Source organism: Nitrincola nitratireducens, from assembly GCF_000585235.1.
GTDB lineage: Bacteria > Pseudomonadota > Gammaproteobacteria > Pseudomonadales > Balneatricaceae > Nitrincola > Nitrincola alkalisediminis.
This window is the reverse complement of the sequence record NZ_AONB01000004.1, coordinates 87,678-105,270: the sequence shown is the minus strand read 5'-3', so window position 1 is coordinate 105,270 and position 17,593 is coordinate 87,678. Positions and strand designations below refer to the sequence as shown.

The 17,593-nt window shown below is 45.5% G+C and carries 17 protein-coding genes and 2 pseudogenes; 7 read left to right on the top strand and 12 right to left on the bottom strand.

Translation table 11 applies throughout. The features are described 5' to 3' along the window. The first annotated feature begins 269 nt into the window (after window positions 1–269). Window positions 270–695, top strand: a complete 426-nt coding sequence (locus D791_RS05755; protein ID WP_036508959.1) for a hypothetical protein — start codon at window positions 270–272, stop codon at window positions 693–695. On the opposite strand, the gene D791_RS05750 is transcribed toward D791_RS05755, so the two are convergent. The 6 genes from D791_RS05750 to D791_RS05725 all read right to left on the bottom strand — a co-directional run bounded on the left by D791_RS05750 (window position 692) and on the right by D791_RS05725 (window position 5,282). Continuing rightward, window positions 692–1,174, bottom strand: a complete 483-nt coding sequence (locus D791_RS05750; RefSeq protein ID WP_051514281.1) for a TlpA family protein disulfide reductase — start codon at window positions 1,172–1,174, stop codon at window positions 692–694. The genes D791_RS05755 and D791_RS05750 overlap by 4 nt on opposite strands. A 66-nt stretch (window positions 1,175–1,240) precedes the next feature. Continuing rightward, complete coding sequence (locus D791_RS05745) at window positions 1,241–1,846, bottom strand: Yip1 family protein (protein WP_036508957.1); 606 nt, start codon at window positions 1,844–1,846, stop codon at window positions 1,241–1,243. A 130-nt stretch (window positions 1,847–1,976) separates the two neighbouring features. Continuing rightward, window positions 1,977–2,897 (bottom strand): heme o synthase, encoded by a 921-nt coding sequence (locus D791_RS05740; protein ID WP_036508955.1) that lies wholly within the window; start codon window positions 2,895–2,897, stop codon window positions 1,977–1,979. Then, entirely contained in the window at window positions 2,890–3,948 is a 1,059-nt protein-coding gene (locus tag D791_RS05735; RefSeq protein ID WP_051514280.1) for a COX15/CtaA family protein, read from the bottom strand. The genes D791_RS05740 and D791_RS05735 overlap by 8 nt, the downstream gene beginning before the upstream one ends. A gap of 84 nt (window positions 3,949–4,032) precedes the next feature. Next, window positions 4,033–4,533 carry a hypothetical protein gene (locus tag D791_RS05730; RefSeq protein WP_036508953.1) on the bottom strand — a complete coding sequence of 167 codons (501 nt, stop codon included), beginning with the start codon at window positions 4,531–4,533 and terminating at the stop codon, window positions 4,033–4,035. Further along, window positions 4,530–5,282 (bottom strand): SURF1 family protein, encoded by a 753-nt coding sequence (locus D791_RS05725; protein ID WP_051514279.1) that lies wholly within the window; start codon window positions 5,280–5,282, stop codon window positions 4,530–4,532. Before D791_RS05725 ends, D791_RS05730 begins: the two co-directional genes overlap by 4 nt. On the opposite strand from D791_RS05725, the gene D791_RS05720 reads away from it, so the two are divergent. Then, entirely contained in the window at window positions 5,281–5,469 is a 189-nt protein-coding gene (locus D791_RS05720) for a DUF2909 family protein (RefSeq protein ID WP_036508951.1), read from the top strand. The genes D791_RS05725 and D791_RS05720 overlap by 2 nt on opposite strands. Before the next feature lie 4 nt (window positions 5,470–5,473). Here the strand turns inward: D791_RS05720 and D791_RS05715 are convergent. From D791_RS05715 to D791_RS05695, 6 genes and pseudogenes are all read right to left on the bottom strand, one after another. Then, window positions 5,474–6,330, bottom strand: a pseudogene (locus D791_RS05715) (cytochrome c oxidase subunit 3). Then, entirely contained in the window at window positions 6,323–6,886 is a 564-nt protein-coding gene (locus D791_RS05710) for a cytochrome c oxidase assembly protein (protein WP_036508949.1), read from the bottom strand. The pseudogene D791_RS05715 and the gene D791_RS05710 overlap by 8 nt, the downstream one beginning before the upstream one ends. Window positions 6,887–6,899: 13 nt before the next feature. Then, window positions 6,900–8,362: pseudogene (locus D791_RS05705) on the bottom strand (cytochrome c oxidase subunit I). Between the two features lie 195 nt (window positions 8,363–8,557). Further along, window positions 8,558–9,703, bottom strand: a complete 1,146-nt coding sequence (gene coxB, locus D791_RS05700; protein ID WP_081763752.1) for a cytochrome c oxidase subunit II — start codon at window positions 9,701–9,703, stop codon at window positions 8,558–8,560. Between the two features lie 100 nt (window positions 9,704–9,803). Continuing rightward, a complete protein-coding gene (locus D791_RS19545; RefSeq protein ID WP_081763751.1) occupies window positions 9,804–9,977 on the bottom strand; it encodes a DUF2970 domain-containing protein in 174 nt (57 codons plus the stop codon). Between the two features lie 70 nt (window positions 9,978–10,047). Further along, complete coding sequence (locus D791_RS05695) at window positions 10,048–10,566, bottom strand: retropepsin-like aspartic protease family protein (RefSeq protein WP_237748528.1); 519 nt, start codon at window positions 10,564–10,566, stop codon at window positions 10,048–10,050. A gap of 235 nt (window positions 10,567–10,801) precedes the next feature. Here D791_RS05695 and D791_RS05690 point away from each other — a divergent pair, with 235 nt between their 5' ends. The 5 genes from D791_RS05690 (at window position 10,802) to D791_RS05670 (ending at window position 17,521) form a co-directional block, all read left to right on the top strand. After that, window positions 10,802–12,520, top strand: coding sequence for a Na/Pi cotransporter family protein (locus tag D791_RS05690; RefSeq protein WP_036508944.1), 1,719 nt, complete (start codon window positions 10,802–10,804; stop codon window positions 12,518–12,520). 193 nt (window positions 12,521–12,713) lie between these two features. Next, a complete protein-coding gene (locus tag D791_RS05685; RefSeq protein ID WP_036508941.1) occupies window positions 12,714–13,556 on the top strand; it encodes a MurR/RpiR family transcriptional regulator in 843 nt (280 codons plus the stop codon). 376 nt (window positions 13,557–13,932) lie between these two features. Next, the gene (locus D791_RS05680) at window positions 13,933–14,778 is read left to right on the top strand and encodes a sugar ABC transporter substrate-binding protein (protein WP_157682252.1); all 846 of its coding nucleotides are present in this window, start codon (window positions 13,933–13,935) and stop codon (window positions 14,776–14,778) included. A gap of 97 nt (window positions 14,779–14,875) precedes the next feature. Next, on the top strand, window positions 14,876–16,420 hold the full coding sequence (locus D791_RS05675; protein WP_036508938.1) for a sugar ABC transporter ATP-binding protein: 1,545 nt from the start codon (window positions 14,876–14,878) through the stop codon (window positions 16,418–16,420). A gap of 57 nt (window positions 16,421–16,477) precedes the next feature. After that, window positions 16,478–17,521 (top strand): ABC transporter permease, encoded by a 1,044-nt coding sequence (locus D791_RS05670; protein WP_036508935.1) that lies wholly within the window; start codon window positions 16,478–16,480, stop codon window positions 17,519–17,521. Window positions 17,522–17,593: the final 72 nt, after the last annotated feature.

Genomic DNA, 17,593 nt, shown 5'->3' with positions numbered 1-17,593 from the left:
TCGCTTAGGTGACGACTCCACGCCTCTGATTTATGCCCTTCAGGGTATTTATGCCCTCTAGGGTGTTTATGCCCTTCAGGGTACTGTTAGGCGTGAAGTCGTCATACATCCATACTTTACTTCTTCATTTCTTCATTTCTTCATTTCTTCATTTCTTCATTTCTTCATTTATCTTTCTTTGACTGATTGTCTCTTTTGCTTGATTTTACCTAAAATACTGTATATAAATACAGTAACTGTATAAATGATCAGTATTGAGGGAATAAACGATGTACTCAACCTATACTGCAATCGAATGCATTTCTGCCGATGCTCGACTTGTTCGCCCTGCGCTTGAAAAAGTCGCCCATCAAGAAAAGTGGATCACCCTGATTTCCCCACCACAAGACTACCCCGACGTACATCTACTCTTAGACGCGGGCATACATCCGAATAACGTACGAATGGTTCATGCTGATCAGAATGGATCATGCGCTCTGGCCTGCAAAGCAGCGGAAAATGGTCTTAGTAGTTTAGTCATGTTGTGGGTGAGCACACCTCTAAAGCAGCACGAAATGCAAGCGCTGCAACGTGCAAGTCAACTGGGAAACTGCATGTCATTGGTCTTTAGAAAAGTTCAGACCGCTCATGCTCAGTATCATCAATACCCCTTGTGGGCCGATAGAGCAGGATCTAGCCCTGCTTCTCTAGCTTAAAGATGTTTACTCACTAGAGATTGAAGATCCTCTTCTGACAACTCACCCAGATGGCTTGCCAGCAAATACCCTTCACGGGAATAAAACAGAGTTGTTGGCAGCCCTCTGACCTTCATATGATGCAAGGCCTCTTGCCGAGGATCCAGCCAGAGATGTTGAAAGTCGAGCTGGTGGGTGGTTAAAAACTGGTTGATGGCCGGTACGGTCTCACCTTGGTTAATTAAAACAACCGAAACCCCCTCCTTCGCTGCATAGCTCTCTAATAAGGGCATTTCACGCACACAGGGTGGACACCAGGTTGCCCAAAAATTCACGATCAACAAATCGCCTTTTACATCACTGAATGACGCAGGTTGTCCGGATAGGCTGGCCAAGACAAGCTGCTCAGGCAAAGGCTCTTTCGGCCAGAAGTGCACATAAACACTCACCGCTACCGCGAGTATCAATGCCAATATTCCAAAAGGCTTAAGATATTTCATAGATGTAATTTCACTGAAGTGGAGGGTTTTGGTGCCACCAAAACCCTCCTTAAAACGAAATACCCTTTAACCCGATACAAAGGTTGGGCTAATACCAAGGTCCCAGAGGACAACAGTGGAGGCTAACATACTCACCAGAACTACCATCCCCACGGTTAGGATAGACGTTGAGAACATAAATCCGCGATCTGCGGGGATGTTCATCAACTCAGGTACTCCTGAATATAAAATGTACACTGTATAAGCCAGAGCAATGAGCCCAACACCCACCACAAACCAAAGCATCGGCCATAAGCCGGTAATTCCCGCTAAGAGTAAGGGCGTCGCGGTACAGGTTGCGAGTACCATACAGTGAGCAAGATCAGATTGTGCGCCATAGGTTTTTTCCATCCAATGAATCACATTCGCTATAAATGCAACCCCAACCAATAACGCAATATAAAAGACAACAGCGATCATAAACGCGCTGTCGGTTGTTAACTTGACATAACTGCCCGTTCCGACACTCCACCCCACTTGCGTTGTTCCGATAAAGAAACTAACGGGTGGAATTGCACAAAGCCATACCAAAACGTGTGTGTAGCACTCTTGAATAGTATAGCGCCGCTCTCGGATCGTCTTCCAAATATTTTGCTGGTGAAACATCACACCACTGATTTGCTGCAGTAACATAGTTTCGCTCCTTGGAGGGTAGTCACCACTCCATTTCTGTTGATCGCTTGACTGTTCATTTTGTTTTTATTTTCGTGTTACTTAATATCGAGTGATACTGATCGTTGTACGCTTTAGACTCCGTTTACGTTTAGACCCATATGAAAAAATAATGATCAAATAATAACCAACAAAATAAGTATAGAAGATAGCGAATAGAAAACCAAAAAGCGGATAAAGGAGCCGATGGATCATCACCCTTCCATACTTTCCAGTTGCAATACATAAACTTGCTGTTTAACAGGAGCGCTCCCACTAGATAAATCCAGCCACTCATCCCAGATGCAACAGGCATCAGGGTTGCGGCCACCGTCAACCATCCATACAACCAAATTTGCAGCCGTGTAAACTCGTTGCCATGGGTCACTGGCAACATCGGCACACCCGCCTTGGCATACTCCTCTTTTTTATGTATGGCTAAAGCCCAAAAATGCGGTGGGGTCCAGGCAAAAATGATCAATACCAGTAACAGCGCATCGGCGTGAAGCTGCCCCGTCATCGCCGTCCAACCCAATAAAGGTGGCGCTGCACCCGCTAACCCCCCAATGGTAATATTTTGCGGCGTTGCCCATTTCAAAAACGCCGTGTAAACCACAGCATACCCCAATAAAGCACTTGCAGTGAGTACAGCCGTTAGAGGGTTTACTTCAAACCAAAGCAAACTGATACCCGATATAGAAAGTGCCAAGGCATAAAGCGCAGCCTGCCAACTTTTCACACGCCCTTCTGCAACAGGTCTTCTTGAAGTGCGCAGCATCAGTTTGTCTAAGCGCTGATCCAATAAATGATTAAATGCCGCCGCCCCCATTGCCGACATGCCAATTCCAAGCAGCCCCAAGAAGGCCATCATTGGGTCTGGTACACCCGGCACAGATAATGCCATTCCCACAGCCGCACACACGAGCATCACAACCACAACGCGGGGTTTTCCAAGCTCAAAGTAATCACGTGCTAGCGCTCTTCCCGACGCAAAATCCCATTTATGAGCAATAAGTAGATTTGAATTACGCATGAGAGACCTTCCTGTAAGTAGCGGGACTGTAGGAAACTTGAGCAATCGACAAACGCCAACCTGTTCGCAATAAACAGAGCATCAACACGGCAGCACCCGCTGTATGCATCAGCGCAACAGAGAGCGGGAGCGAAAATAGAACCAGCACTATGCCAAGCGTGATCTGCAGTGCATAAATGCCAAGCATCAACTGAGTGATCCCCCTAATTGATGGTTGCTTGGTGTGACCATAATGCCATAACATCAGTAAAGCGATACCGACCGCTAAAGCACCGATACGATGTGTGTAATGAATGGCGGTACGTGCCCCTGCATGAAGTTGACCATACAAGTAATTGGGCCCCACTTCCTGAGTGATGTGAAAGCCTTCATTAAAATCCATGTAACTTGGCCACCATTCATTATTGCAGGTTGGAAAACCTGTGCAGGCGATACCCGCATAGTTACTGGATGTCCAGCCTCCCAATGCCACTTGAAGGGTCAAGAGTGCAATAGCCAACCACCAAATCCTAGGTAAAGATGAGCGTGTAACAGGCTGGCGTTGACAGACGCCTAAGCGGCACCTCAGCCAGAAGAAAATTGCGAGAACAGTAAAGCCACCCAGCAAGTGCAATGTGACCACTTGTGGCCAAAGTTTGAGCGTAACGGTCAAAGCACCAAACGCACCTTGCAGACAAATCACCAGTAGCAGCAATACACTGACGCCAACAGGATAATTGCGTAAGTGACGATTTTTCCAAGCAAGAACGACCAATACAATTGCCAAAAGCCCTAGAGAGGATGCTAAGTAACGATGAACCATCTCAACCCAAGCCTTAAAAGGGTCAAGCGGTATATGAGGTGCAAAATCACTGGCTCGCTCTGCATTGGGTACAACGAGTGCACCATAGCATCCAGGCCAATCAGGACACCCTAGCCCCGCATCGACTAAACGTGTCCAAACCCCTACTAAAATCACAATGAATGTAAAGACTATTCCCAAACTGCTCAGACGAATTGCCATGTTGAGTTTGGCTGGTGAAGACTCATAGGAAAATGAGTTCGAATCCATGTATCACCCCGATTTATAATTGTTTTTTGGCGATCTTTACTAAGACTAGATCAAAAATGCATGTTCACCAGTAAAACTCACAACTTATTTTTCTGGATTGCGCTTTAACAGTCGTTCCAAGTCTTTATGGACACTACGTGCATCGACCTGTGCAGGGTACTCTGTAACAATATGACCTTGTGGATCAACGAGCCATACTCTATAGGCTTCATGCCAATCGGGGGCTTTTCCTTCCCAAAAGACAGCAATTTCGCCGGGCAATACATCGGTATCAGAGCCAATACGTAAACGCAGGACCCGTTCAGCTTGACGCCCTAAGGCTCGATGCAGTCGCCACCATTTATCGGCTTCGGCTAAACAAACATCATCACAGGTCTCATGTGTTGACCAAACCAACCACCACTGGGATTGATCCGGAAGCTGACCGATTGGCCATTGACTGAGTATCGGACGATCATGGTCTAAATTCCCATGCGCCACTTTATGATCAGGAATGCCGATTTGCCAATGCAACATCGCCCAAGCCATTGGCATAGGCGCACCAAGAACAAAGATTAGGCACAATAGCTTTAAACGATTTCTCACGACTCTCTCCTTGCTTCTTTCGTCATCACACGAAACCCCAGCACAGCCACAACAATGCACAGTCCAGATAGCATGAGCCATTGAACAGCGTAGGCTTGATGTCGCTCAGGAGGCATTTGATTAGGCGTCCACCAAGGTTGCAGCAAACCGTCCCCGTCCGTTTGATGAACCACCCCTTCAAACACCCGGTCACCAAGGTGTTGCCAAGCGCTTAAGTCAATCGACTGCAAACGCATACCCTCGCGATTCGTGCCCAGCACCAACTGTCGACCCAGCTCCGTTTGCCAACGGCCCGTAAGGGTGACTTGGCCCGAAGGCGTTTCAACTACGGGATCAATACGACGATCCACCGATGTTGGGATAAAACCTCTTTGAATTAGCCACCACTGGTTTTGACCGGTCATCAACGGGGTTAGCACCGCAACGCCGAGTTGCCCTTGATAAATCCGATTGTCGAGCCAAAGCGTTTCCGATGTTAGAAACTCTCCCGTTAACGAGAGGTTGCTCCAAGCAGGCGGTTCAAATTGAGGTTGTTCGATCACAGGTGCCAATAGCCAAGCCTGTTGTATTTGAGTTTTTTCTGCTGCACGTGTCCACTGCCACTGAGACAGAGCCAAACCCAGCAGCATTAATGCCGTCCAAAACACCCACCAGACAATCCATTTAAAATGAAGCTTGACCCAACCTGTTTTATTTGTTCGACTGACAGGACTCAATGCCATTGATGACAAATACTTGGAGTCTTTCATGCTAAAAATCCTTATTGCACTTGTATTTTTGGCAATGCTAACCAGTTTAAGCTTAAGTGCTGGTTTTTTACTCAAAGATCCCAGTTCATCCACCCGAGTACTAACATCACTCAAAGTGCGCGTCAGCTTAGCCTGCCTACTGCTTTTTTTGCTCGTCTATGGTTTTACATCCGGCCATCTCGGCTGAGAGCTTAAAAGACATACACAAATAGAAACAAGCCGATCCACACCACATCCACAAAGTGCCAATACCACGCGCCCGCTTCAAATGCGAAATGTTGGTTTGCACTAAAATGCCCTCGTCTTATGCGGAGCAACATCACGAGTAACACAATGGCTCCAATGGTGACATGCACACCGTGAAAGCCTGTTAGCAGGAAAAAAGTCGAGCCATAAATACCGGCCTGCAGCGTTAGCCCTAATTGTGTCCAAGCTTCGACATACTCAATGCCTTGGATGACCAAAAACACAAAACCTAACGCCAAGGTCACAATTAACCACTGTGTTAATTTTGGTCGGTTGCCTTCCTTTAACGCATGGTGTGCAACGGTCAATGTAACGCTCGACGACACCAACAATAAGGTATTGATCAGTGGAAGCGTCCAAGGATTAATGACCGCATTAGGCCCTCCGATGCTGGGATCTGGCGTATTCATTAATGGCCAACTAGCAGTAAAGTCAGGCCATAGTAATGCCGTGATGCCTTTTGCACCTTGCCCATCCAACCATGGGAGTGCAAATACGCGAATGTAAAACAAGGCACCAAAAAGGCGGCAAAAAACATCACTTCCGAGAAAATAAACCAACCCATCCCCTGCCGAAATGATCGATCCATTTGCGCATCATACAGGCCGCCCATCGACTCATTGACGACGTCTCGGAACCAGCCATACATAACAAACGCAATCCCCACAAGACCCGCCAATAAGAAGGGCAAGCCTGAGCCATAGCTCATTAACGAGCCTGCTCCCACTGCGGTTAAACCCAATACCACAACGGCAATAATCGGCCATTTACTGGTGGGCGGAACATAATATTGACTACTCACGGTAACCTCCTTGGGCAACCACCTCACTCATAGGGTAAAGGGTATAGGCAAGCGTTAAGGTTTGGATATCAGCAGGTAATGCAGGGTCAACCTGAAAAACCAACGGCAACTCGATGGACTCACCGCCTTCAAGCCACTGCTCCTGAAAGCAAAAGCACTCCATTTTTCTAAAATGCCGAGCCCCTTGTGAAGGGCTTACACTCGGCACGGCTCGACCTGAGCTGCGAACATCACTGGTATTGGTAAAACGAAAACGCGCTTGTGCAATTTCACCTGGATGGACGGCAATGACTTGATCTAGAGCCTCTAAACGCCAAGGCAGCCCGGTTCCGCTTCGTGTGACCAATTGCACACGAACCCATCGAGTGTCATCACGCTCCTGAGCACTCATGACTTGAGCCGATGTCGCCGTTTTGCCATTCAAGCCTGTGACTTCGCAAAACACGTCATACAAGGGCACAAGCGCAATGGTAAACAACACCATGCCCAACAACGCCCAAAGTGTTATTCGTACCGTGCGTTTAACGCCCTCATCAGAACTCTGTGACTTAGACACAGCGACCTCCCCATTAATGTCGACTCGGAGAGTCAACTTCAGGTACAAATTTAGGTGGCGTTTCAAACGTATGGGTCGGTGCTGGACAAGGCACTGTCCATTCCAAGCCTTCAGCACCTTCCCATGCCTTAGCCGGCGCTTTTTCACCACCACGAATGGCTTTTACCAATACCCAAACAAAAATCAATTGCGAGAAGCCAAACAAGAAACCACCAATGGATGAAATCATATTAAAATCTGCAAACTGCAAGGCATAGTCTGGAATACGGCGTGGCATGCCAGCGAGACCTGAGAAATGCATAGGGAAGAAGGTTAAGTTGACGCCAATCACCGATAACCAGAAATGCCAGCGCCCCAGTGTTTCGTCTGCATAATGGCCTGTCCATTTCGGCATCCAGTAGTAGGCTCCCGCTAAAATAGCAAAGAGCGCTCCCGGAACTAACACATAGTGAAAGTGAGCTACTACAAAATAGGTATCATGGTATTGAAAGTCAGCTGGCACAATCGCAAGCATCACACCCGATAAACCACCGATCGTGAACATCACAATAAAGCCGAGTGCAAAGAGCATCGGGACTTCGAAGGTGATCGATCCTCTAAATAGAGTCGCTATCCAGTTAAAGACTTTCACCCCTGTTGGAACCGCAATCAACATGGTTGAATACATAAAAAACAGTTCGGCAGTCAAAGGCAAACCCACCGTGAACATATGATGGGCCCACACAACAAAGGATAACAGCGCAATAGAGGCGGTTGCATACACCATCGATGCATAGCCAAATAAACGTTTGCGCGCAAAGGTAGGAACAATCAAGGATACGATACCAAAAGCAGGCAATATCATGATGTACACTTCAGGATGACCAAAAAACCAAAATAAATGCTGGAACAAAACAGGATCCCCACCCCCTGCTGCATCAAAAAAGCTGGTGCCAAAATTAATGTCCAATAACATCATCGTCACAACACCGGCTAACACGGGCATTACCGCAATAAGCAAGAAAGCGGTAATGAGCCAGGTCCAAACAAATAACGACATATCCATCAAGCGCATGCCTGGAGTGCGCAAGTTTAGAATCGTCGCAATTATGTTAATAGCGCCAAGAATAGAGCTTATCCCCGCTAAGTGGATAGACATAATAAAAAAGCTGGTTGACGGCGGTGCATAGGTCGTTGATAGAGGCGCATAGAATGTCCAGCCAAAATTCGGTCCACCTCCTTCCATTAACAGGTTGATAATAAGATCCCAAATGCGACCGGCAATAACCAAAAACTGAAATTATTGAGCCGGGGCAGTGCCATATCCGGCGCACCAATCTGCATGGGAATCATCCAGTTGGCCAGCCCGACAAATGCCGGCATAATCGCGCCGAAAACCATGATCAATCCATGCATGGTTGTCATTTGGTTAAAGAATTCGGGTTGTACATACTGCAATCCAGGTTGAAACAACTCAGCCCGAATGACCAGTGCCATGGTTCCACCAACAAACAGCATCAGCAGAGAAAAGAGCAAATAGAGCGAGCCGATTTCCTTATGGTTAGTGGTTAATACCCAGCGCATAATGCCCGTTGGCATCTGAGCAGAGTGATGTCCATGCTGCTCAGCTGTACCGACATTTGGCTGAAGAACCGCGTGCGTTGATTCAGATGCCATCTCACTCACCTCTTATTATTGTGAACCCAACAAGTCACGGATTTCAGCGGGTTGAACACTATCGGCGGTATCGTTGCCCCAAGCGTTTCGCTCATAGGTAATAACTGCGGCTAATTCGGCGGCAGACAGCGTCGTTCCGAATGCAGGCATAGGCGTACCTGTCTTGCCATACAGCACAATATCGATATGGGCTTGTCGAGCGTTTGGATCAATGGAAATCCCAGTGCCTGCCAGTGCAGGGAAGATAGGTGGAAGCCCTTTACCATCCGGTTGATGACACGCCGCACAATAGGTATTGTACGTTCCTTCACCTCGCGCCATCAGTTCATCCAACGCCCATTCCCTGTCGGCACCCTGTGCTTCCGCCATGGCGGCGTCACGCTTGCTTGCCAACCATGCCGTATACTCCTCTTCCGACACAGCCTTGACCTCAATGGGCATAAACGCATGGTCACGACCGCAGAGTTCGGCGCACTGACCTCGGTAGACACCCGGTTGATCAATTCGGGTCCAAGACTCGTTGATAAAGCCGGGGATGGCATCTTTTTTCACCGCTAAATCAGGTACCCACCAAGAATGGATCACGTCATTTGCCGTAAGCAATAATCGAATCTTGCGACCCACTGGAACCACCATCGGCTCATCCACTTCGACCAAGTAAAAGTCGCCGCGCGCTTCTTGACCGTATATTTGCTCTCTAGGGGTTGATAGATTACTAAAAAAGCTGACATCCTCACCCAAGTACTCATAACGCCAGCGCCACTGATACCCTGTCACCAAAATATCAATATCGGCATTACTCGTGTCGTACATCTTTTTTAAAGTGGCAGTGGCGGGAATCGCCATCACCACCAAGATCACCATTGGAATGGCCGTCCACATAATTTCAACAAAGGTGTTCTCGTGGAAGTGTGCAGATTTAGCACCCTTTGATCGACGATACTTAAATAAAGACCAAAACATGACGCCGAAGACAACCACCGCAATTGCGATGCAAATCCAAAGAATCGTCATATGGAGATGAAAGACTTCTTGACTGATGTCCGTAACGCCCACCGGCATATTCCAACCCGATGAGGTATTAATTGAAGACGCATGAACATTGCCAAAGACTGGCAATAACGCAAATCCGAGAAATGCCGCAAATGTAAGCCGGATCATCACTCCCTCCTATTATTGTTATCAATCAGGAAATGAAGCCAAACGTATTGAATGAATTGAGTCTAAGACAGGAATCTAGAACGCGCAAAAAAATAATTGATTATTTTGCAGCCAGATGCGCAACGAATGCGACCAATAGAATAAAGATAATTGTCATCAAAATTCCCACCCCTATGTAGGGCCAGGGGGATGTGCGTTGAAAATCCTTACGTCGATTTTGATCCGACTGGACGCCAAAAAAAGCGGCAAGGACGGATTTAATGATGTCTAACATAACGGGTCACCACTCAATTTGTGAGCAGTCTTGAGTATTGCCCACAGACGCGCGAAGTTCAAAGCGACAACTAAGGAAGTTTAAGCACCAAAACACCTGCGCGTTGATTAATTTCGAGATTACGCATGAAGCTCATCCCCAGCAAAACAATGTCTGATGACATATGGGGATTGATATGCCCTTCGACTAACTGCATTTGAATTCCACCGAGCTGAACCGTATTGAGCTGCGTTTGATATACCGAAACAACCCCGTTCGCCGTGCTCACTCTTACCGCCCGCCCAGGTGTAAGGCCCACTTTTTTCGCAACTCTTTCGGGCACACTCACAGTCGTTGCTCCAGTGTCCAACAAGAAGGTAACGGGGTGTCCATTAATGAATCCAGGAGCGATATAATGCCCATTACGATTGCTTTGCAACACGACTTCGGAGCTCACTTCAAGATCAATAACGGCCAAATTCCGATTAGGATTATTACGCTGGTCCAAATAACCCGAAAAGTATAACGACAATAGAACCAACAACAAGATCCAAAAGGCAGCTTGAAAAAACCGTGTCATTCGCCGTTGTGTAGATGTGGATTCGGCCACTAGATCCCCTGCTTAAAATCGTAATATGGAACCAATTACGCCCGTTTACCGTCTCAGAATCAACGTTTTTGACCTAAAGTTATCTAAGTGGTTCGATGCCCTGCTGATTTATTGTCTGCTGCTGATCACTTGGGACTGTAACAACCCAACGCAAAAATAATGCAGATGTCACAAATATGTCACATTTATGACATAAAATGTTCATCTAATTGTCATAAACATGCATAGGTAGGTCATGTCGTACACACTCTTTGATTTTTTACAACTCATTGGTTCGCTGGGTATTTTTATTTTTGGAATGAAAATTTTCAGTGAAGGCCTACAAAAAATAGCCGGCAATCGACTCAAAGGCATTCTCAGCGGAATGACGCGAAACCGTTTTACCGGCGTTGTTACCGGTTTTGCTACTACGGCCATCACCCAATCTTCGACCACCACGACCGTGATGGCGGTTAGCTTCGTAAATGCAGGCCTACTGACCTTCATTCAATCGACAGGCGTGATTATGGGGGCCAATATTGGTACAACCATTACCGCTTGGCTGGTTGCATTATTTGGTTTCAAGTTTAAAATCACACCGATTGCACTTGCCGTGATTGGCATTTTCTTTGTGTTCCTATTCTCCAAAAATGCACGCTGGCGCAATATCGCCGAGGCTATGGTTGGATTTGGGATCTTGTTTATTGGGCTTGAGTTTATTAAAGGCTCTGTCCCCGACATTAACAGTAACCCAGCTCTCTTTAGTTTTTTAGATGGCTTCACTGAGTATGGCTTTTTATCCCTTATCCTGTTTGTATTTGTTGGTACAATTTTAACGCTACTAACACAGTCCTCATCTGCGGCAACCGCCATTACACTCGTCATGCTATTCGAAGGCTGGGTATCCTTTCCAGTTGCCGCGGCGATGATCTTAGGGGAAAACATTGGAACCACCGTCACAGCTAACATAGCGGCACTCGTGGGAAATGTGCATGCAAAGCGAGCCGCCCGCTTCCATTTCTTCTTTAATGTTATTGGCGTCATTTGGATGATGCTTCTGATCTACCCTGTTCTAAACTTAATTGACCATGTAGTCCAATACTTCACTGAATCCTCCCTATCGGTGATGAGTGGTGATATTGAGTCTAGATCCAATGCGACACTCGCATTGTCATTGTTTCACACATCCTTTAACGTATTGAACGTCATTATTTTATTTGCCTTAGTCCCCTATATTGTTCGATTTGTTGAATATATCCAACCGGAAAACGGCAGCGAGAAAGACGAGTTCCATTTACAATACATCAGCACTGGGATGATGACTTCCCCGCTGTTTGCCATTCAACAAGCACAGAAAGAAATTCAAATATTCGCTGGCATTATCGATCAAATGCATGGCCGTGTCAGTGAGTTGCTATTTGATCCTAGCGCTGACAAAGAAGCGCTCATCAAAAAACTACGTCAAGATGAAAAAGCAACCGATCGTCTCGAAATTGAAATATCAGACTACTTGGTTAGAATCAGCGAACGAACCTCATTGGAGCACGAACTCACTGAGCGCATTCATAATATGCAAGCCATGCTGAATGACTTAGAACGTATTGGCGATATTTATTACCAAATAGCAAAAATGGCAGAAAAACTAGAAGAATACCGCTCAAGCTGGCCAGAAGAAGCCTACGAAGAAATTAAAATCATGATGGATGTGCTGCATATCGCGATTACCAATATGGTGCAAAATGTTGCCAAAGAGCCACATGAAGTCAAACTAGATGAAGCAATTAGCCTTGAAAAACGTGTGAATAAACAGCGTAAAACCTTTCGTAAAAATCACTACAATCGCCTTGAAAATGGCAACTACGCTCCAAGAGCAGGCGTTGTATTTATTGATGCACTGAACCGTCTAGAGCGCATTGGCGATCATGTCATCAATGTCAATGAGTTTGCGTGCGGAAACCGAATCAAGCGAGAATAAACACTGCTTCGTAATGACAAGTGCCAGTAGGACTTTCCTGCTGGCACCCTGTTTGCTCTTATTCTACTTTGCTTAAACACTTTTGGAATAAAAATTCTATACAAAAATGGAATTTTTATTTCATTTTGTTATGATCTTTCCTGCCTGACTTAGCACTAAGGCTTCAACCTTATCTTAAAAAGCGGAAATCAATATGACAAAAATAACAGCGACGAGCTTTGAAGATCTTGAAAAGCAAATTATGGACGAATACAACTCTCTTAGTAAACGACTGCAACAAACAGCACGCTACCTACTCGAAAACCCAAGAGATATCGCGTTAGAAACGGTGGCCGTCATCGCCAACAACGCAGGCGTTACGCCCTCAACGCTTATCCGATTTTCAAATGCCTTTGGGTTTCAAGGTTTCACTGAAATGCAACGGCTTTTCAAAGGAAAGCTTATAGAAGGCGTTCCCGATTACAGCGAGCGTATTCGCCTAGTCCGCCAAGAATATGGCCAATCGGATACGCCAAGCCCGCTACAACTTCTTGATGAATTCAGTGCAGCCAATATCGCTAGCCTTGAACAACTCAGCCATGAGATAGATGCGGACACACTCAATAAGGTGCTGGATATTCTAGCAGCCGCTGAAGCCACACATATTGTTGGGGTGCGAAGAGCGTTTGTGATTGCCTCCTATTTTGCCTATGCCTTACGGCACGTAGATAGACGCGCTTACTTAATTGATGGGATTGGTGGAATGTACTCCGAACAAGCACAAGCCATTGGTAAACAAGATGCGGTGATAGCGATTAGTTTTTCACCTTATGGTCAAGAAACACTTAATGTTGCCAACATTGCACTTGAAAAAGAAGTACCGCTTATTGTGATTTCAGACAGCCCATTAAGTCCCCTTGCACGCCATGCATCTGCTTGCTTGATTGTACAAGAGGCTCAGGTCCGCAGCTTCCGATCACTGAATTCATCTTTATGTTTGGCGCAAACCTTATCGATTGCTTTAGCCTACCGCTTAGAGTCCGAAAAAGCCGATTAAAATCCATAATCCTAGACAGGGTAGCTAGATGCCGGACTCTCGCTGGGTATAGAAGATAAGTAAGTCCCTTACCACTCGGTTCAGTTTAAAAATTCTCCAAAAACTATTGACATGGAATGCTATCAGCAGTAACTTGGAAAAAATATTCCAATAATTTAAAATTGGAAATAACAATTCCAAATGGAGTTATTGCAAAATAAACAAGATGTAAACGCTCTACCATCCGAAACGAATGAGTGAATCGGACACTCGATAAAGGAGATAAAAATAATATGAAAACCTTTTCCCTTAAAAAAATTGCTTTGATCAGCTTAACTTCTGCTCTATTAGCAACCCCATTGGTCGGGCATAGCAAGATCTTCGAATTGGGGTATCAATGGCTTTGTTTGATGACAACTTCTTAACTACTCTAAGAGGTGCAATCCAAGACTCTGCTCGAGCACAAGGGGTCAACGTTCAAATTGAAGATGCCAACAACGAGGTTGGACGTCAGTTAAATCAAATCCAGAACTTTATTGCCAGCAATGTTGATGCGATCATTATCAATGCTGTTGATACAGATGCCACAGTTTCGATCAGTAGCGACGTCAGCCGCGCAGGCATACCCCTCATCTATGTTAACCGTCAACCCGTCAATGTTGATAATCTTCCAACAAATCAAGCATTCGTTGCTTCTGATGAGACAGTTTCAGGCACAATTCAAACACAAGAAGTGTGTCGTTTACTCGGAGGCAAAGGGAATGTGGTCATCATGATGGGCGAGCTTTCCAATCAGGCCGCGATAGCGCGCACGCAAGACATTCATGATGTGATTGCGACCGAAGAGTGTTCGGGTCTTAAAATTGTAGCAGAACAAACTGCGGAGTGGTCACGCACTCTTGGTAATGACCTTATGACAAACTGGATTGCAGCTGGCATTGAGTTTGATGCTGTAATTTCGAACAACGATGAAATGGCACTTGGTGCTATTCAGGCATTAAAGGCGAGTGGTCGTAAGATGGACAGCGTTGTAGTCGCTGGTATTGATGCAACACCCGATGCACTGCAAGCCATGAGAGCTGGAGACTTGGATGTAACCGTGTTCCAAAATGCAGCAGGTCAAGGTGAAACCGCTATCGACGCTGCAATTAAGTTAGCACGAGGTGAAGAAGTCGACACCAAAGTATGGGTACCTTTTGAGCTCGTTACCCCAAGCAATTTAGATGATTATATTAATCGATAACTAAGCATTCTTGCATGGTGTGCACACCATGCAAGAGTCTAACACCGACAATAGACGTTTAAATCATCATTGTTTAAGAGTTTCTAAGAGGTTATCTATGAATAGCGCAACATCTGCCCTGCAAATGCAGAATCCGGTCCCATCTAACGTAAATTACGAGTACGTCTTAGAAGTGACAAACGCTCGAAAAGAGTTTCCAGGGGTTGTCGCATTAGATAATGTATCCCTTCGCATAAGACCCGGCACCGTTCATGCTTTGATGGGTGAGAACGGCGCAGGAAAATCCACGCTTATGAAGATTATCGCAGGTATTTACCAGCCAGACCAAGGCGAGATCAGGCTTCGCGGTGAAGCAGTAAAACTTGATAATCCTCTTACTGCTCAAGAAGCAGGTATTGCTATGATCCATCAAGAACTTTTATTAATGGATCATATGACCGTTGCAGAAAATATTTGGATTCGACGTGAACCCAAAAATGCGTTTGGTTTAGTCAACCATCAAGCAATGAGCGATATGACACAAGAGTTATTCGAACGATTAAATATTCGTAACATTGATCCAGAAGCTCCTATATCAGAATTATCTGTTGCTAATCGACAAATGGTGGAAATCGCCAAAGCCGTCTCCTTCAACTCTGATGTCCTAATCATGGACGAACCGACCTCCGCAATTACTGAAAATGAAGTTGAACATCTCTTTGAAATAATCAGAGAGTTGCGGGGAAGAGGAATTGGAATTGTCTACATTACTCATAAGATGAACGAACTATTTGAAATAGCCGATGAGTTTTCAATTTTTCGAGACGGGTGCTACATAGGTACACATTTATCATCCGATGTAACACGTGATGACATCATTCAAATGATGGTTGGTCGTGAGCTCACCCAGATGTTCCCTAAAGAGGAAGTTGACATTGGTGAGACCGTTATTGAGGTTAAAAACCTGACACTTAATGGTGTGTTTGAAAACGTTTCATTTAATGTGCGTGCAGGTGAAATATTTGGAATTGCTGGATTGGTTGGCTCGGGTCGTTCAAATGTAGCAGAAGCCTTATTTGGAGTAACACCTGCTGACAGTGGCACAATAACACTCGATGGCAAGCAGGTCAGGATTTCCTCCCCACAAGAAGCCATCAAGCTCGGCATGGCATTTTTAACTGAGGATCGTAAAGACACAGGATGTTTTTTGTCACTGGATATACAAGAGAACATTCAAATTGCGGTACTTCAGGATAAATACAGCACAGCAGGCTTTGTGAACGAGAAACAGCTTGAATGCGATAGCCTTGCCATGAGTAAAGTCTTAAGGGTCAAAACACCAGATATGCACGAATGTATTGAAAATTTGTCCGGTGGAAATCAACAGAAGGTCTTAATTGCTCGATGGCTCATGACTCACCCTAAAATTCTTATTCTTGATGAGCCAACTCGCGGCATAGATGTAGGTGCAAAGTCTGAGATTCATGCCTTAATTTCGAAACTGGCCCACAAGGGTGTGGCCATCATCATGATTTCCTCTGAAATGCCTGAGGTACTTGGAATGAGTGATCGAGTCATGGTCATGCATGAAGGACATGTCACTGGAATTCTAGACCGTCAAGAAGCGAGTCAGGTGAAAATCATGGAGCTTGCTTCCCAATAACCAGTTTATTTTATTCAAGCTAACCATATAACAAACATAAAAATGATAGAGGTTACTATGACAACAAAAGCCGCTACATCCCCCTTAGAAATAGAGACTAAACCCCAGGGGAATAAAAAACGTTTCCCTCAAGAATTTAGCATTCTACTAGTATTGATTGGTATCGCTTTATTATTCGAAGTACTGGGCTGGATGATTGTTGGCCAAAGCTTTTTAGCCAATATGAACCGTATTCAAATTATTGTGCTTCAAGTATCTGTGATCGGTATTATCGCCATTGGCGTTACAATGATCATTATTACTGGAGGTATTGATCTTTCGTCAGGCTCTGTCGTTGCCATGTGTGCGATGATAGCAGGCTCATTCGCTCAATCCTCTGATTGGGCAAGAGCTCTTTACCCTACTCTAACGGATCTTCCTTTCTTCATCCCTTTGCTTGTAGGCCTTTTTGTTGGCGGCTTAGCTGGATTGTTAAATGGCTTTTTAATCGCCAAAACGAAAATTCCACCCTTCATTGCTACGCTTGGCATGATGGTATCGGCACGCGGTGTAGCACGTTGGTATACAGATGGCCGTCCAGTTTCTGGTTTTACTGAAAGTTTTACCATGCTTGGCAATGGACTTGACCGTTGGGCACCTGTGGTTATTTTTTTAGGGGTGGCCGTTATTTTTCACATCATCATGCGCTATACACGCTTTGGTAAGTTTACATATGCGATTGGAGCAAACCCTCAAGCTGCACGTGTATCTGGTATAAATATTGATGCTCATATTATGAAAGTCTACGCCATTGCAGGACTTTTAACCGGCTTAGCTGCGATGGTTGCCATCGCCCGTATTCAAACAGCCCAAGCTGGCATGGGTATGATGTATGAACTTGATGCAATTGCCGCAGCAGTAATTGGCGGTGTCTCTTTATCGGGAGGTCGTGGTCGCATTCTGGGTACGGTGATCGGCGCACTTATATTGGGTGTTGTTCTTTCAGGATTTACCTTCTTGCGGGTTGACGCTTATTACCAAGATATCATCAAGGGCGGAATTATTGTTGTTGCAGTGATTGTTGATCAACACCGCCAACGTAAACGCAGTAAGAAAACCTAATCCACTATTAAGGTTAATCTATCTCTCAGTGGATTAACCTTAATTGGCTACATTGTCGAATGTACCTGTTAA

Bases quoted from the DNA above. Each gene is read 5' to 3' on its own strand.
- D791_RS05725 (WP_051514279.1), bottom strand. From the start codon at position 5,282: ATGAAAGACTCCAAGTATTTGTCATCAATGGCATTGAGTCCTGTCAGT.
- D791_RS05750 (WP_051514281.1), bottom strand. From the start codon at position 1,174: ATGAAATATCTTAAGCCTTTTGGAATATTGGCATTGATACTCGCGGTA.
- D791_RS05685 (WP_036508941.1), top strand. From the start codon at position 12,714: ATGACAAAAATAACAGCGACGAGCTTTGAAGATCTTGAAAAGCAAATT.
- D791_RS05680 (WP_157682252.1), top strand. From the start codon at position 13,933: ATGGCTTTGTTTGATGACAACTTCTTAACTACTCTAAGAGGTGCAATC.
- D791_RS05755 (WP_036508959.1), top strand. From the start codon at position 270: ATGTACTCAACCTATACTGCAATCGAATGCATTTCTGCCGATGCTCGA.
- D791_RS05745 (WP_036508957.1), bottom strand. From the start codon at position 1,846: ATGTTACTGCAGCAAATCAGTGGTGTGATGTTTCACCAGCAAAATATT.
- coxB (WP_081763752.1), bottom strand. From the start codon at position 9,703: ATGATCCGGCTTACATTTGCGGCATTTCTCGGATTTGCGTTATTGCCA.
- D791_RS05740 (WP_036508955.1), bottom strand. From the start codon at position 2,897: ATGCGTAATTCAAATCTACTTATTGCTCATAAATGGGATTTTGCGTCG.
- D791_RS05670 (WP_036508935.1), top strand. From the start codon at position 16,478: ATGACAACAAAAGCCGCTACATCCCCCTTAGAAATAGAGACTAAACCC.
- D791_RS05720 (WP_036508951.1), top strand. From the start codon at position 5,281: ATGCTAAAAATCCTTATTGCACTTGTATTTTTGGCAATGCTAACCAGT.
- D791_RS19545 (WP_081763751.1), bottom strand. From the start codon at position 9,977: ATGTTAGACATCATTAAATCCGTCCTTGCCGCTTTTTTTGGCGTCCAG.
- D791_RS05675 (WP_036508938.1), top strand. From the start codon at position 14,876: ATGAATAGCGCAACATCTGCCCTGCAAATGCAGAATCCGGTCCCATCT.
- D791_RS05690 (WP_036508944.1), top strand. From the start codon at position 10,802: ATGTCGTACACACTCTTTGATTTTTTACAACTCATTGGTTCGCTGGGT.
- D791_RS05735 (WP_051514280.1), bottom strand. From the start codon at position 3,948: ATGGATTCGAACTCATTTTCCTATGAGTCTTCACCAGCCAAACTCAAC.